The 16,560-nt window shown below is 49.7% G+C and carries 13 protein-coding genes and 1 pseudogene; 13 read left to right on the top strand and 1 reads right to left on the bottom strand.

Translation table 11 applies throughout. The annotated features are described in order from the left end of the window. Positions 1-126 precede the first annotated feature (126 nt). From sfsA to PSI14_RS17550, 13 genes and pseudogenes are all read left to right on the top strand, one after another. Positions 127-837 carry a DNA/RNA nuclease SfsA gene (gene sfsA / locus PSI14_RS17610; RefSeq protein WP_273577186.1) on the top strand — a complete coding sequence of 237 codons (711 nt, stop codon included), beginning with the start codon at positions 127-129 and terminating at the stop codon, positions 835-837. Positions 838-1,033: 196 nt separating this feature from the next. Continuing rightward, positions 1,034-1,489, top strand: a complete 456-nt coding sequence (gene dksA / locus PSI14_RS17605; RefSeq protein ID WP_092517832.1) for an RNA polymerase-binding protein DksA — start codon at positions 1,034-1,036, stop codon at positions 1,487-1,489. Between the two features lie 57 nt (positions 1,490-1,546). Then, positions 1,547-2,434 carry a tRNA glutamyl-Q(34) synthetase GluQRS gene (gene gluQRS / locus PSI14_RS17600; protein WP_273577184.1) on the top strand — a complete coding sequence of 296 codons (888 nt, stop codon included), beginning with the start codon at positions 1,547-1,549 and terminating at the stop codon, positions 2,432-2,434. A 302-nt stretch (positions 2,435-2,736) separates the two neighbouring features. Beyond that, entirely contained in the window at positions 2,737-4,092 is a 1,356-nt protein-coding gene (gene pcnB / locus PSI14_RS17595; RefSeq protein ID WP_273577213.1) for a polynucleotide adenylyltransferase PcnB, read from the top strand. 1 nt (position 4,093) lies between these two features. After that, positions 4,094-4,576: a 2-amino-4-hydroxy-6-hydroxymethyldihydropteridine diphosphokinase gene (gene folK, locus PSI14_RS17590; RefSeq protein ID WP_273577182.1), complete on the top strand. Its 483-nt coding sequence runs from the start codon at positions 4,094-4,096 to the stop codon at positions 4,574-4,576. Between the two features lie 177 nt (positions 4,577-4,753). Then, on the top strand, positions 4,754-5,548 hold the full coding sequence (gene panB / locus PSI14_RS17585) for a 3-methyl-2-oxobutanoate hydroxymethyltransferase (RefSeq protein WP_273577180.1): 795 nt from the start codon (positions 4,754-4,756) through the stop codon (positions 5,546-5,548). Positions 5,549-5,587: 39 nt separating this feature from the next. Continuing rightward, positions 5,588-6,445 (top strand): pantoate--beta-alanine ligase, encoded by an 858-nt coding sequence (gene panC / locus PSI14_RS17580; RefSeq protein ID WP_273577178.1) that lies wholly within the window; start codon positions 5,588-5,590, stop codon positions 6,443-6,445. Between the two features lie 64 nt (positions 6,446-6,509). Next, a pseudogene (locus PSI14_RS17575) lies at positions 6,510-6,844 on the top strand (DDE-type integrase/transposase/recombinase); the annotation flags it as partial. Positions 6,845-7,448: 604 nt separating this feature from the next. Further along, positions 7,449-9,701 (top strand): type VI secretion system Vgr family protein, encoded by a 2,253-nt coding sequence (locus PSI14_RS17570; RefSeq protein WP_370688882.1) that lies wholly within the window; start codon positions 7,449-7,451, stop codon positions 9,699-9,701. Between the two features lie 15 nt (positions 9,702-9,716). Further along, the gene (locus PSI14_RS17565) at positions 9,717-10,934 is read left to right on the top strand and encodes a DUF2169 family type VI secretion system accessory protein (protein WP_273577176.1); all 1,218 of its coding nucleotides are present in this window, start codon (positions 9,717-9,719) and stop codon (positions 10,932-10,934) included. After that, on the top strand, positions 10,927-11,283 hold the full coding sequence (locus tag PSI14_RS17560; RefSeq protein WP_273577174.1) for a DUF4150 domain-containing protein: 357 nt from the start codon (positions 10,927-10,929) through the stop codon (positions 11,281-11,283). Before PSI14_RS17565 ends, PSI14_RS17560 begins: the two co-directional genes overlap by 8 nt. Positions 11,284-11,294: 11 nt before the next feature. After that, positions 11,295-15,755, top strand: coding sequence for an RHS repeat-associated core domain-containing protein (locus tag PSI14_RS17555; RefSeq protein WP_273577172.1), 4,461 nt, complete (start codon positions 11,295-11,297; stop codon positions 15,753-15,755). Then, the gene (locus PSI14_RS17550) at positions 15,755-16,048 is read left to right on the top strand and encodes a hypothetical protein (protein ID WP_273577170.1); all 294 of its coding nucleotides are present in this window, start codon (positions 15,755-15,757) and stop codon (positions 16,046-16,048) included. The genes PSI14_RS17555 and PSI14_RS17550 overlap by 1 nt, the downstream gene beginning before the upstream one ends. A 78-nt stretch (positions 16,049-16,126) precedes the next feature. On the opposite strand, the gene PSI14_RS17545 is transcribed toward PSI14_RS17550, so the two are convergent. Then, the gene (locus PSI14_RS17545; protein WP_273577168.1) at positions 16,127-16,447 is read right to left on the bottom strand and encodes a SymE family type I addiction module toxin; all 321 of its coding nucleotides are present in this window, start codon (positions 16,445-16,447) and stop codon (positions 16,127-16,129) included. Positions 16,448-16,560: the final 113 nt, after the last annotated feature.

The following is a 16,560-nucleotide window of genomic DNA, read 5'->3' as shown; positions in this document are numbered from 1 at the left end:
ATGAATGCCATTGTAGCATTAGCATCTTTGATTTCATTTCATCGAATTTCAGGTTACTGATTCTGGCAATCACGAAATATTTTCGATTACTGAAAACCGACACCCACTGGTTATGAAGGAAAGTTTATGGAATTTTCACCTCCCCTGAAGCCTGCTACCTTAATCCGACGCTATAAACGCTTTCTTGCGGATGTCCTCACGCCAGAAGGAGAAACACTCACTCTACACTGTGCCAATACTGGTGCCATGACAGGATGTGCCACACCAGGAGATACCGTGTGGTATTCCACATCAGATAATCCCAAACGCAAGTACCCGAATAGCTGGGAATTGACGCAAACCCAAGATGGTCACCGGATTTGTGTCAATACTCTCAGAGCCAATGACTTGGTCCATCAAGCCATCGACAAAAATATCATTTCGGAATTATCTGGATATGAGCACATTAGTCGTGAGATTAGCTATGGAAAAGAGAAAAGCCGTATAGATTTATTGTTACAGTCAAAACAAAGAGTTAATTGCTATATTGAAGTCAAATCAGTGACATTGTTACAGGAAAAATATGGGTATTTTCCTGATGCAGTCACAATTCGGGGGCAAAAACATTTACGTGAGCTATCATTGATAGCACAACAAGGCCAGCGTGCTGTCTTGTTATTTGCTGTTCTACATTCTGGGATCAGTCAGGTTGCGGCAGCAAAACATATTGACCATGATTATGCTTTTCTTTTGGAACAAGCAATTAAATCAGGAGTCGAAGTAATTTGTTATAAGGCTTGCATGACAGAAAACGGGATGGTTCTGAGTGAAAAATTACCTTTTGTATCAATGGGATAATTTGTAAACAGATCATGCTAATGAGCGTTGTTTTGCGACATATTTAGGCAGTAAACATGTCTGTCTTCACACCATTGCAAAACTAATGGCAGGAACAATTGCCAACCTCGCAGTCATCTGCTATTTATAGCGGCCTATTTTTTCCCCCCTACTGTTGGGGGGGTCGTGTGATAGTGCGTGTGTAAGGAGAAGCATTATGCAAGAAGGGCAAAAACGTAAAACCTCGTCCTTGAGCATTCTCGCCATCGCTGGGGTAGAGCCTTACCAAGGAAAGCCAGGCGAAGAATACATGAACGATGCCCAGTTAGAGCATTTCAAGCTGATTCTGGAAGCATGGCGCAATCAACTCAGGGATGAAGTAGACCGTACTGTATCTCATATGCAAGATGAGGCAGCAAACTTCCCTGATCCAGTTGACCGTGCGGCGCAAGAAGAAGAGTTCAGTCTTGAATTACGTAATCGGGATCGTGAGCGTAAATTGATCAAAAAGATCGAAAAAACGCTGAAAAAGGTTGAAGACGAGGACTTTGGCTATTGTGAGTCCTGTGGGGTTGAAATCGGCATCCGCCGTTTAGAAGCTCGCCCAACAGCCGATTTATGTATTGACTGTAAGACGTTGGCCGAAATTCGCGAAAAGCAAATGGCTGGCTAACGAATAGGGTTAAGTACGGCGCTATCCGGCGCCGTATGCCCCTATATTGAACCTGATATGACTCAACCTGAACATTCCTCGTTATATATTGGGCGTTTCGCTCCATCTCCTTCCGGCGATCTCCATTTTGGTTCCCTAGTAACTGCACTGGGCAGTTATCTGCAAGCTCGTGCCTGCCACGGAAAATGGCTGATGCGGATTGATGATATTGATCCCCCACGGGAAGTTCCCGGCGCTGCCGACCGAATATTGAATGCCCTTGAACATTACGGACTTTACTGGGATGACGAAGTGCTCTATCAATCCCAGCGCCATGACGCTTACCGTGCTATCCTCTCTCAATTAAAACAGCAGGGAAACAGCTATTGCTGTACCTGCACCCGCCAACATATTCAACAACTCGGCGGCTTTTATAATGGTCATTGCCGACATTTACACCTTCCTGATCACAACGCCGCGGTTCGTCTAAAACAGCACCATCCGGTTTATGGTTTTTACGATAAATTGCAAGGACACATCACTGTGTCCACTGAAATAGCTGAGGAAGATTTCATTATTTATCGCAAAGACGGTTTATTCGCCTATAATCTTGTCGTTGTTATTGATGATAACTATCAAGGCGTCACTGAAATTGTCAGAGGAGCGGATTTAATTGAACCAACGGTTCGTCAGCTATCTCTGTATCAGCACTTGAATTTTGCAACGCCAGATTATATGCATTTACCTCTCGTATTAAATAAAGAGGGAAATAAACTTTCTAAGCAAAATCATGCCCAACCGATCCCATTAGATGATCCAAGGCCATTGATTATTGATGCGTTATCATTCTTGAATCAACCCACTATTGCAGGCTGGCAGGATCTCACTACAGATCAACTGCTACAGCAGGCTATCGTCGGTTGGAATATATATGCAGTTCCGCCAAAAAACATAGCCAATAGATAAAGTTAAATAAAGTCTTTCTATTGGTACTGTAAGCATTCTCAAAAAATGTTCAGTAAGTTATGATTGACGGCTGTTTTTTTGTTTTAATTGATTAGTCACTATCGAGGTGTATCATTTTTAACCGAGTAGCAACTTTCTGCCGTAATTTGTTAATCCGCGATAACAGGGTAAAACGCAACACACAGGCAGTCAGTGAAAGGCCAGTCACCGTATCTGACCATTCTGCTCAAATAGAGGGCAGTTCTCTGCGTAAACGTCGCAGAGAAAATCATTCATCTTCATCATATGCCGAAAACGACAAAATGAAGAAAAAATCCGCAAAGGCAAAGCCTTCGGACTCCCCAATCACGGTGATCCCACGAGAGCAACACCCTATTTCACGCAAAGACATTAGTGATAATGCCCTGAAAGTTCTGAATCGCCTGAATAAGTCAGGGTTTGAAGCTTATCTGGTCGGTGGTGGCGTTCGCGACTTACTGCTGTACAAACAACCCAAAGATTTTGATATCGCAACCAATGCTACACCTGAGCAAGTTCGTACACTGTTTCGTAACTGTCGCCTTGTCGGCCGTCGCTTTCGCCTTGCCCATATCATGTTCGGGCCTGATGTGATTGAGGTTGCCACCTTCCGTGGGCCACATGACCAAATTGAAAGTAATGACCGGAATCAGTCGCATAAAGCCCAAAGCGGCATGTTACTGCGTGATAATATTTTCGGTTCAGTAGAAGAAGATGCTGCTCGCCGCGATTTCACAATTAATAGCCTCTATTATGGCATTGGAGATTTTGCCCTGCGGGATTACGTTGGTGGAATGGCAGATCTGAACGCAGGTATCATTCGTCTGATTGGTGATCCAGAAACCCGCTATCGGGAAGATCCCGTGCGTATGCTACGTGCTGTCCGCTTTGCCAGCAAACTGGACATGACCATCGAACCAGCCACTGCTGAGCCTATCCCGCGTCTTGCATTTCTGCTAAAAGATATTCCACCAGCACGCTTGTTCGAAGAATCCCTGAAACTGTTACAGTCGGGACAGGGTTACAAGACCTACAGACTGCTGCGCAAATATCATCTGTTCCAGCCATTGTTTCCACTTATCCAACGTGGCTTCACCCAGAATGGTGATACACCGATGGAGAAATTGTTGGTACAAGTGCTGAAAAATACAGATTTTCGTTTGCAAAACGACAAGAGAGTTAATCCCGCTTTCTTATTTGCAGCCATGTTGTGGTATCCAATGATTGAACATGCGGAACAATTGAACCAGGAAAGTGGATTACGGTATAAAGAAGCCTTTTCGGTAGCAATAAATGACATTTGCATGAAACAATGCGGCTCTATCGCGATACCGAAACGCTATACCGCAATCATGCGCGAGATCTGGTTACTTCAGCTTAGCCTGCCGAATCGTCAAGGAAAACACGCGAATAGACTGATGGAACATCCGAAGTTCCGTGCAGCATATGATTTACTGGAGTTACGTGCCAATATTGAGTCCCGTAATGACCTGAAAGAGCTAGTACAATGGTGGACTGAATTCCAACAGTCAACACCGACACAGCAGCGCGGAATGATATCAAAACTGGGCAACAGACCCATTCGTCGCAGAACACGCCACCGTGGTAAACCTACTCGCCAAAACAGGGACAGCGATTAATATGCCCCGAGTCTATATCGCCATTGGCAGTAATCTGGCCAACCCTTTGCAGCAAGTCGATAACGCACTTGCTGCTCTGAAAAAGATCCCTGATACCACTTTGGTTGTTCAATCATCTTTTTACCGAACTAAACCAATGGGACCACAGGATCAACCAGATTACCTTAACCTTGCCGTCGCATTGGATACCCAATTATCACCAGAAACATTGCTTGATCACACCCAATCGATCGAACTGGAGCAAGGACGTGTCCGCAAAGATGAACGCTGGGGGCCTAGAACGCTCGATTTGGATATCATGTTGTTTGGCGATCACATCATTGCCACAGAACGTTTGACCATTCCCCACTACGGATTAAAACAGCGTGAATTCATGCTTTATCCACTTGCAGAAATCGCACCAAACCTTGTATTCCCCGATGGGGAGGCACTAGCAGAACGATTGAAACAAGTTCCAGAAAATGGCCTGACTCTTTGGTTATAGCTCATACAGCTGTGGCCTGTTTCTGGATAATTGGGGCCTATCCTATCGGATATTTTGGGATTACCCATATTTTGGGAGTCCCCAATAGGATAGGCTCTATACCCAATTAAATTTCAAATTGCAGACAAAAAAACAGCCATTTGAAAAATAAAGGGTATAACTATTCAGGAGATAATAATGAAACCAACAACCCTGGCTGACCTGCGTCAGTTAAAAAAAGAAAAACGCAAATTCGCTACTATCACCGCTTACGATGCCAGTTTCGCCCATCTTTTCGCCGAACAAGGCATCAATGTCATGTTAATTGGTGATTCACTTGGTATGACTGTGCAGGGATTCGATTCAACCTTACCTGTCACGATGGAAGATATCACTTACCATACTCGTTGCGTTCGCGCAGGTGCCCCTAATTCTTTTTTAATCGCAGATATGCCATTCATGAGTTACGCCACACCGGAGCAAGCTTGTGAGAATGCAGCCAAATTGATGCGTGCCGGTGCCAATATGGTAAAAATTGAAGGTGGAAGCTGGCTCAGTGATACAGTGAAAATGTTGACCGAGCGCTCTGTTCCTGTCTGTATCCATTTAGGCTTGATGCCACAATCCGTCAATATCCTTGGGGGCTATAAAGTTCAGGGACGTGATGAATCATCAGCAAATCAATTGATTACTGATGCTATCTCACTAAAAAATTCAGGTATGCAAATACTGTTGTTAGAGTGCGTTCCTTCCGAACTGGCGCGTAAAGTTACCGAAAAGCTCACCACAATTCCAGTAATTGGCATTGGTGCCGGTAATGGTACTGATGCTCAGATTTTGGTTATGCACGATGCCTTAGGTATCACCGCAAAACCGCCCAAATTTGCCAAAGACTTTCTCAAAGAAACTGGCAATATCAGGGATGCCATCCGTCTGTACATTGAACAGGTAGAAAGTGGAGCCTATCCCGACCAAACACATTCATTCAAATGATTATTCTCCAGCATGACGACTAATTAAAGGAGTACAGCAATGCTGATTATAGAAACGATCCCAATTTTACGCCGTGAAATCCGCCGCTGGCGTCAAGCGGGCAAGCGTATTGCTTTTGTCCCCACAATGGGAAACCTGCATGATGGTCATATGGCGTTAGTTGATACCGCCAAAGCACAGGCTGATGTCGTTATCGTCAGTATTTTCGTCAATCCGATGCAATTTGATCGAGAAGATGACCTGGTCAATTATCCCCGCACATTGCAGGAAGATTGCGAAAAACTGAGCCGTCGCAATGTCGAGCTAGTATTTGCCCCCAACGCTAACGAAATGTATCCAGACGGCTTAAACAGCAAACAAACTTTTGTCGAAGAGCCAGAACTCTCCCATATACTTGAAGGTGCCAGCCGACCGGGGCATTTCCGAGGTGTCACTACCGTTGTCAGTAAATTGTTTAATCTGATCCAACCAGATCTGGTTTATTTCGGCGAAAAAGATTTCCAGCAATTGCAAATCATCCGCAAAATGATCGCTGATATGACTTACGATATTACATTGGTTTCCGTGCCTATCGTCCGTGATAAAAATGGCTTGGCACTCAGTTCACGTAATAATCTTCTGTCCGTTGAAGAGAGAAAAATTGCGCCTTTGCTAAATAAAGTTATGCAGTGTACAGCTGAAAAGCTGAAAAATGGCGAACGGAATACTGAACAGCTAATTGAACTGACATCTGTACATTTGCGTGAAGAAGGTTTTATGCCAGATGAATTATTTATCCGTGATGCAGAAAACCTGATGCCATTGACAGAACAAAGCAAAAAAGCCGTGATCTTGATAGCCGCATGGTTAGGACAAACACGACTGATTGATAATCAGCAAGTTGATTTGGCTGACTGATTTTGGTTTTGTCGCATTAACGGAACATCAGGTAAGCTCCCTATTTTTTAGCGAATCCAGAACGATGTCCCTTATCCGAAATGCGTTCAAACGCCTGCATTATCCTGTTGATATCATCGCTCAGTGCGTTCGCTGGTCTCTGGCCTACGCGCTGAGCCTGCGTAATTTGGAAGAAATGAATTTTTGCTGACAGCTCATCGGGATAAAAAAGCGGCATTGCGTTTCTTCAAAAAGGCGATGCGTCAACATGGACAACCTGACGTGGTAACTCTTGATAAAAGCGGTGCCAATAAAGCGGCGTTGGACGAAATAAACAAGGAAAAACTGAAAAATAAGCCGATTAATATCAGGCAGAATAAGTACCTTAATAACCTGATTGAACAGGATCATCGCAATATTTACTTTCATTTGAATGAATGGCTGGCTGTGATTTATATATTCAATGGAAACAGACCATTCATTGTTACACTCTTTTTTATTAAAAATAAAAAGACAGAAAATAAAAACCTCATTTCTAAAAATAGGTTTTATGTGACAAATATCACAAAAGAAAAATGATCATGATTTTGTTAAAACCATTATCTGATTTTTTATTTTCATCTCATAATGTTATGGAGGAAACACCTTTTATGGATAAATATCAACCACATTGATACACTAATAATATATGCTATCTCAGAATATTATTTTTCAACGGCAATCATTTTAACTTTTTACGCTGTTATTACCGTGTGCTATTTTTTATTTCACTTGATTTAATTTGGCCTTTACTCCTCCGTTATTTATTATTCCCCTCATTTTATTGATCACGGTTCCGCCGAGATATTCGGACAACAGCGTCCCTTCAAATTATCGTAAAGCAGCGTATTGCGTCCTTAATTAACCCATTTGTCGGAGACAATGTGAGTTAAATTGAAATCTTGTGCCCGAATGTTATGCCCTGCGTTGCTATCAGGTGGGATAGCCTATTGCATAACATTCCATCATCTCAGGGAGACAGACTATGTCAGTAAAAAAGCACCTCACAACATTGAAGAAAGGAAAAGGGCTGTTGGAACAAGGACAGCAAGCTACACAGAGGGCGAAACAGGCCAAAGGCCTGTTGACGGGGACCGGGGGTAACACTGCTGCCGGTCTCGGTGCCGGTAGCATGATCAGTGGCATGGGGGGCGGCTTTGCGGGAAGCTCAGGCAAAGCCGTCGGTGGCCTCGGTACTAATAGCATGATCAGCGGTATGGGGGGTGGCTTTGTCGGTGGTCAGGGACAAAAAGCCGGGCTGGCTGTCCGGGCCGCCGCCGGTGACTCGATGGCAGGCAAGCTGTTGCAGCACATCGGTCAGCAATTGGGATTAATGGGTAGCGCTGATCCCAGCGGCCTGTTGTTCACCCTGACAGCCGGCGGATTGCCGGCACAGACCTTTGTCGTCACCGACTTCAGCCTGAGCGAACACTTCTCGCGCCCCTTTGCGCTGGAAGTGGGGCTGGCGAGCGCCGACGCCGCCATTGGCTTCCCGCTGGTGCTTGACCGCACGGCGACGCTGACCATTCTGCAAAACGGTATTGAACAGCGCAGCGTCACCGGCATCGTCACCCGCTTTGAGCAGGGCAACACCGGCCTGCACCAAACCACCTACCGGATGAGTATCCGCCCTGACCTGTGGCGCACAACCTTGCGGCAGAACTCACGCATCTTCCAGCAACTCAACATCGCCGGCATCATCAGCAAAATCCTCAAGGAGCACAGCATCCGCGACGTGGTGTTTAACCTGCGCCACCCGCACCCGGAACGCGAATTCTGCGTGCAGTATCAGGAAAGTGACTTTGCCTTCCTGCAACGGTTAACGGCGGAAGAGGGCATTTTCTACTTCTTCGAATGCAGTAACGGGCGCAACACACTGGTGTTCGCCGACGATTGCGGTTCAGTGCCGCCGGGCCTACGCCTGCCCTATCAGCCGGGTGAGACCAGTACGCTGGGCGAACCGGCAGTCAGCAGCCTGACCAGCAGCGCACAGGTGCGCCCGGCTCAGGTGCAGCTGAAGGATTACACCTTCAAGAACCCGGCCTGGCCGGCAGAATTTCAGCAGCAGATGCGGGATGAAAACCTGCAACAGCTGTACTACGAGCACTACGACTATCCGGGCCGCTTCAAGGACGAGGCGCATGGCAAGGATTTTACCCGCTACCGGCTGGAGGCGCTGCGCAGCGACGCCGTGACCGGACAAGGCAGCGGCAATGCCATCGCCCTGCAACCGGGCAAACTGTTCATTCTCGATAACCATCCCCGGTTAGACCTGAATCAGTCATGGCAGACCGTCTCTACCACCCACAGCGGCAGCCAGCCACAGGCACTGGAAACCGCCAGCTCAGGTTCGGGAACCACATTGCACAGCCATTTCCACTTCATCCGCCAGAATCAGAACTGGCGCCCGGCACCGCTGCCCAAACCGGTGATTGATGGCCCGCAGATTGCCAAAGTGGTCGGCCCGGCGGGGGAAGAGATTTTCTGTGACCAGTACGGGCGTGTACGCCTGCAATTCCCGTGGGACAGGTACGGCAAGAACGACGACCAAAGCTCCTGCTGGATACGGGTCAGCCAGCCGTGGGCCGGTCAGGGCTGGGGCATGCTGGCCATCCCGCGTATCGGACAGGAAGTGGTGGTGGACTTCCTGCACGGCGACCCCGACCAGCCGATAGTGACCGGGCGTACCTACCATGCCAGCAATATCCCGCCGGGTAGCTTACCGGGCAGCAAAACCCAAATGGCATTCCGCTCCAAAACCCACAAGGGGCAAGGATATAACGAACTGCTGTTTGAGGATGCCAAAGGCAGTGAACGACTGGCACTGCACGCGCAGAAAGACATGAACACCAAAGTGCTCAATAACCGTGATACCCATGTACTGGCAAACCACAGCGAAACCGTGGAGAAAAACCAGACCATCAAGGTGAATGAGCACAAAAACGAAATGGTGAAAATGACCAGCACGGAAACCATCGGCATGGTCTATGCCCTGACCGTCGGGGCCAGCATGAATACCACTGTCGGTGCCAGCCAGACTGAACAGGTCGGGCTTCACAAATCTGTGGTTGTCGGTAATACCTTGTCCATCAATGCCGGTGATGTGATTGAGCTGAAATGCGGGGCCAGCGTCCTGCGCATGGACAGCACGGGCAAAATTACAATACAGGGCAGTGAGTTCAAATTTGAGGCCAGTGGCCCGGTACAAATCACCGGCAAAGACATCGACCTGAACTAACAAGGACAGACTGAGATGGAATTTCGTAACCTGACCCCCTTTGCGGTGATGAACTACTCGATGTTGGATGTCGACGATACCGAGCATCATGTCGCCGTCATGAAAATCGGTTATCAGCTGATGCCTGCCGGACAAGGGGAGTACGCCGCCGAACTGCTGCCCGCACCGCCCCTGTGTTTACAGGATGAATACCGTGGGCAGATGAATGTCTCGCAGGTGTTGCAGGAGAGTGACCTTGCCCCGTTTAAGCCACGTTGCGATGTGATTGTCAACGGCACGGCGTATGCGCCGGATAATCGACCCTGCACTGAATTTCCCGTGCGATTACAGGTACAAACCAAGCAGGGTCAGTCCCTGCTCGACAAAACCCTGACCGTCACCGGCGAGCGGGAGTTTATCCGCGACTCCAACGGCAACTGGCAACTGACGGAGTCAAAACCTTTTTCCATGCTACCACTGGATTATCGCTACTCCTTTGGGGGCGAATGCAAAATTCAGGCAGAGGATAAAGCGAGCCAACACCTCAACGAACGTGACCGGCTGACACCGGAACAGCGCCAGCAGCACCCGGACGGGGAAAATGCCCCGATTGCTCATGCCGTTTGTGAAACCAACCCGCTGGGGATGGGATTTATCACCCCGTGGTATGCACAGGCCAAACAACTCACCCGCTATCCCGCCCCCCGCATTGCCCGACCGGATGCGCCATTCACTGTTCAGCATTTTGCGGCACAACTGGCTGGAACACTGCCTACCGATACCCCAGCCGGTCAGCCACAGGGCATGGGCTTTATCGGCCGCCCGTGGCTACCCCGCCGCCAGTTAGCTGGGACTTACGATGCCGACTGGCTGGAACATCGTCACCCTTACCTGCCGAAAGATTTTGACTTCGGTTACTGGAACGGCGCACCGGAAGACCAGCAGATTGACTGGCCGGACACCGATATTGCCCTCACCCTGAGCGGCCTGACGCCCAACGGTGACCTGCATGTCAAACTGCCGGGACACCGCCCGTTTATCCTGCTGCGGATGCACAACGGCCTGCTGCTGCCCGTGCCGATGCGTACCGACACCTTAATTATCGACAGCGAAGCCAGGACACTGCACATGACCTGCCGTTTGAGCGTCAAAGCCTCCCTGCCCGTGCGGGTAGCCGAAGCCCGGTTTGAAATCAACCCGGATGCGCCGTTACTCAAACTGGCTCCATTGGAAGAGGAGAAAATGGATGGCTGACAACTACATCGCCCGCACGGCGGGCACATGGATGATTATCGGCATGCTGCCTGATGTCTGCAAAACCCCGATGGGCTCCTCCACACCGCCGATCCCTTATCCGGTAGTGGCAAAACTGGCGGACAGCTCCGCCGCCGTGCAATCGGTACGCGCCAACGGTAAACCGGTGGTGGTATTTGCCCAGAGCTTTGTGCCGCAGACGCTGGGTGACCAGCCCGGTGTCGCCAACGGGGTCAAAAGCGGCACGGTAGGCGGCAAATGCCATCCGCAGGAGCACACCCGCACGGTACGCGCTGGTAACAAACTGGTGCTGCGCCACGGGGATAAGTTTTGGATGAATGGGGCATAAGGAAGGAAACGATGGAAGAAAACAATGGAGCTAGAACAGATAGCAAAACGGTAGCCAAAACAGAAGAACCGGCTAGCCCGAAAGAGCACGATACCAATATTATCCCCCCCAAACCGAATTCCCCGTTGCCACAAAAGGTTCGGGATGACAGTCCGACCGGGGAAGGCAATACACTGGGTAGTATTGTCGGGCAGGCCCCGCAGGCCGCGAAGCCGCCGCAGGAGGCGAATGCGGCCGTGACGCCGGAAACTAAATCCGAAAAGGGGGCTTGGGAAACCCTTAAAGCGATGGGAACTGCGTTGGGAAATGCTGCCGCAGATAAAATCAAAGAAACAGGCCAGGATCTGTCGACCCCGGACGGATGGAATACACTTGAACAGCAAAAAGGGATTGCCAAATCCGCCAGTAATACCGGGGTTGGCCTGGCAGAAATGGCGGTCAAGGGCGGTATGCTGAACGCCAGCCGTGAGATGGACGAATCGGCAAACTCGTTAGCTTTCTGGGGGAAGGTATTTGACGATAGTGACGCCGAAAAGCAAGCTGACGTCATAAGAGAAGTGGCGGATGCCAACCGCACGAATGCAAGCCAGTTTAATCTGGATGAATACAAGATGACACTGGATACTCCCGGGCAACGCTTGGGGGGAACCGCACTTGAAATCGGCATGTTGATTGGCCCGATAAAAGTCGGCGGGGCTGCAGGCACAGTGACTAAAGCGGGCGAAATAGCGAAAGTTGCAGAAGCCGGCGCACTGGCGGCAAAAACCGGTGAAGCCGCGAAAGTCGCAGAAACAGGTGCACGTATTGAGGGGAGATCCGCAGAGGCGGTCGAAGCCACTACTCCCAAAACCAAAAACGCTAAAGAAGACCACGTTGAGAACAAATCTACCGACAAAGACGGCAGCTGCAATGGCACCTGTAGCGTAAAGGGTGAACCTGTCGATATGGCCACCGGTGACTTCCTGCAAGTCTGGCCCGTCATTGCCATCCCCGGATTATTGCCGATCACCCTGACCCGGACCTATCGTTCGACCGCCAAATTAAACGGTCTGTTTGGCCCGAAATGGGCGGATGACTGGTCACGCCAGCTGGTGCTGACCGCCGGAAAAGTGAATTTCACGGATAACGACGGCGTGATCTACGATTTCACCACCCCGGAAAATCAGGTTCTCGCCCGTAATCAGCATATTCCTCATTACGTGCTGACGGGGGAACGACGCGGTGAACTGAAACTGACCGATCGCCAGTCCCAGTTGACTTACCATTTCAACCATGCGGTCGGAACTACGCGCAAGCTGTCCGCCATCACGGATCGCCGACAGAACGCCATCCGGTTTATCTACGATAAACAGTCACAACTGATTGAAGTGGCACGCACAGATGGTTTCCGGCTGATTCTGGGTTATCAGGGCCAACAGATCCAGACAGTGGATTATCTTGACCAGCAAAAACAACAACGGCTGGTCACCTGCCACTATGACCCGCAGGGCTATATGAGTGAATGTGAGGCGTTCCAGCACAACCATCTGTGGCATGAATATGATGCGCAGGGGCGGATGACCCGCTGGCACGATACTGCTCAGACCGATCTGCATCTCACTTATGATGAACAGGGACGGGTGATCAGCATGACGTCCCCCAGCGGCTACTGGAGTGACCATTTCCACTATGACGATCAGGCGCGTATCACCACGTATCGGGATGCCGAGGGGGGCGAAACCCAACATCACTACGATCATAACGGGCTGGTGATCCGTGAAGTTGATCCGCTGGGGCGCGTCACCCGCCGCCAGTGGCGCCACAGCCAAATCGTCTGGGAAGCCGATGCAGCAGGGGGGATCACCACATTCGATTACACCCCTGACGGTGCGCTGACTGAAGTGAAGCTGCCGACGGGTGAAACTTTTGCTTATGGTTATGACGAACACGGGCAGCTTATCGAAAGTGTCCTGCCGACGGGTGAGCGTTGGCAATTTCACTATGATGAGCAGGGCAACCTGACAGCCCTGACCAATCCGTTGGGGCACAAAGAAGCATACCAATACGGCACCCACGGTGAATTACGCCAGCGCCTGCTGCCGGACGGCCGCCAGTGGCACTATGCTTATGACGAGCAACAACGGCTGGCCGCCGTGATGACGCCGGACGGTCAGACAACCAATTTACAACTGGATGAACTGGGTCGCCTGCGTCAACTCACCGATGCCCTCAAACAACAAACCCACTATCGCTATAGCGACGACCATGCCAGCCTTAACGGCAGCCTGACCGCGGCTGAACTGCCGGACGGTACCACACAGCACCTGGCCTATGACAGTGAACGGCGCGTGGTGGCGGTTACTGACGGCGAAGGCCGTACCACCCGCTACACCTACGGCGCGTTTGACCTGCTCAATCAGGTGACCCGGCCCGACGGCACGGTATTACGCTTTGGTTATGACCGCCTGACCCGGTTGAATTCTGTCACCGCCTCCACCGGTGAAACCTACCGTTATGAACGGGATGCGGCGGGCCAGATTATCCGGGAAACCGATTTTACCGGGCGTACCCTCGACTATCAGTACGATAAACTGGGGCGACGCACACAGGTGCAGTATCCCGACGGGCAGCAGCTCCGCTGGCACTACTCTGCGGCGGGCTTATTGGTCAAACAGGAAAGCTGGCAGCCGGAAGAAAACCAATGGGTGCTTAAAACCACCACGACTTATGAGTACAACGCCCGTCACCAGTTGGTGAAAGCCACTAATGCCGATGCTATCGTCGAGTATGAGTATGATAAGACCACTGGCCTGCCGACCTGTGAACGCATCAACGGACGGGAGATTACCCATGAATGGGATAATCTGACGGGACGCCCGGTCAGCGAAAGTGTGGAGGGCAATACCCTGCACTTCGGTTATAACCTGTCGGGGCGTCTGAATCACTTTCAGCTCAACCAGCATGCGCCACTGGCATTCCGGCATGATGCACTGGGGCGGGAAACAGTGCGGGAAAGTGCCCATGGCTTTATCCTCGCCAGCCGCTACACCGCAACCGGTCTGCTGGCACATCAGTCGGCAGGGCAGGCCACCCAATTTTTCAGGGAAACGCTGGCACAAAATGACCCGCACTTCCCGCCACAAGCCACTGCCGTCAACCGGAGCTGGCAATACGACCGTGCCCATAATGTGCGGGTGATTGACGACAGCCGCTGGGGACAAACCCGCTATCGTTACAACACCAACGACCAGATACTCCACACCCTGTTCGAGGGTGCGCGTCCGCATGAAGAGCAATTCAGCTATGATGCCAACGGCAATCTCAGCCAACATCTCCCGACCGATGCGCGGGGAGCGGTGGCACAAATTAACCAACGCCAGAAAGCCGGGCGGGTGCAGCAGCAGGGGGATATCCGCTATCGCTATGATGACAATGGCCGTCTGGTGGAAAAAACCGAACAGCATGATGGCTTCCGTCCGCAAATCTGGCGCTACCGCTGGGACACCCAAAACCAGCTGACCCATTGCGAAACCCCGGATGGCTCGCGCTGGCATTATCGCTACGATGCTGTTGGGCGCAGAATTCGGAAACTGAAAGTTCACGATGGAAAACTGACTGCCGCCAACCTCCAACGCTGGCTGAATGGCAAACCGGATTTAGAACCGAGAGCCGAGGCCATTATGGGGCAGGATTACCTGTGGAGCGGCGACCAGCTGATTGAGGAAACGCCGGTTTATGCGGATGGCACACCCGCGGAAGGTCAACGTATCCGTTGGTTATATGAACCCGGTTCATTAACGCCGTCGGCACGCGTTGAAAAAGACAAGCTGCACTATATTGTCAGTGACCATCAGGGGACACCGCGCGAGATGTTGTCCGAGGAAGGGGTACTGGTCTGGGCACAGCGACTGACGACCTGGGGCAAAGCGGAACGTTTTCAGGTCATCGCCTCCAATAACCCGGATTATCATGTAAACTGTAACCTGCGGTTCATGGGCCAGTATGCGGATGAGGAAACGGGGCTATACTATAACCGCTTCCGGTACTATTCGCCGGAGACGGGGCAATATATCAGTCCAGACCCCATCGGGCTACTGGGTGGGTTTAATCCGTATGGCTATGTGCATAATCCCGTTGGTTTGGTTGATCCATTTGGGTTAACTCCGTGCCCAACAGTAGATGAACCTAATTGGACAAACCATGGATTTAAACATTTTCCTCAGAAAAATATGTCTTGGAAAGATATTGTTAAATCAACGAAATCTGGGCCTGCTAAATATACGCCTGAGATTAATATTGAAGCATTAGAACGTTCTGTTTATAAAACAGGTCAACCAGTTACAAATGGTAAACCTTGGAAAGTTCAAGATATGGGAGAAATTATCGGGGCTAGTGAAGGTAAACCAAGTCAATGGATAAGAGTTGAATATAGTGGTGGTACTATTCACGGACATCCAATTTCTCTGAACGAATTTAGGAAACTAACAAAATAATGTACATTGATTTTTCAGAAAAAAGTGGAGTGATCATTTTTAATGATTTTTGTATTAGCGATGATATTCCTCTTGAGAATCAAATTGATGAATTAAAAGAAGATATGTTGCAGGTAGAATTTCCTAATGGATATCTTTTAGACATAGGCTGGAGACCCTCATTCGAAATTGATGGACAGTTTAAGTTGGCATTAATTAAAGACTTTAACTGGGAAAATCCTATTTATTTAGATTCAGCAAATGATTTATTTGAATTAAAAGAAAAAATTCAACTGGCAATGCACAAATTATAACTGATGAAATCTAATAGCCGGAAAGATCCCCGAGATCTTCCGGCTTTTTTCTTTTTAAGAGCCGCTTACTCCCTGCCCTTAGCGGCTTGTGTAGTCGCCAAGCAGTTCCCGCATCTTGAGCTTAATCTCACTGAGCTGGTCTTGCTGGCGCTGGTACTGTTGCTTAATGGTGTGGGTGTCGTCACTGTCAGGAATAAGCACCAGACAGCCGTTCATAATTTTAACCGTGAGTGTGCCACCAATCTCAAAGCCCGCCTGTTTAAGCCATCTGCCCGTTAAATTTATCGCGGGTCGGGGGTTCGGCCTGCCATTTTGCGGCACGTATCCCACGGTGTAATAACGTTCTGTTTTTGCCGCTTTATTTACCGCACGGTTTTGCTTAGAATGCGCCTTAGCCATGTTCAACTCCTATTAGTTGCTTATGGTGAGCGGCAGAAATGAGGTGCGAACTCACTTCCTGCCGCGCTCTTTCAACGCTTGATACTGCCTAGTCCCATCGCCTGCTCAACCAT

The organism is Xenorhabdus anantnagensis (genome assembly GCF_028598555.1).
GTDB classification, from domain to species: domain Bacteria; phylum Pseudomonadota; class Gammaproteobacteria; order Enterobacterales; family Enterobacteriaceae; genus Xenorhabdus; species Xenorhabdus anantnagensis.
Note: the sequence above shows the minus strand (reverse complement) of the source record. Positions and strands in the feature narration are given on the sequence as shown.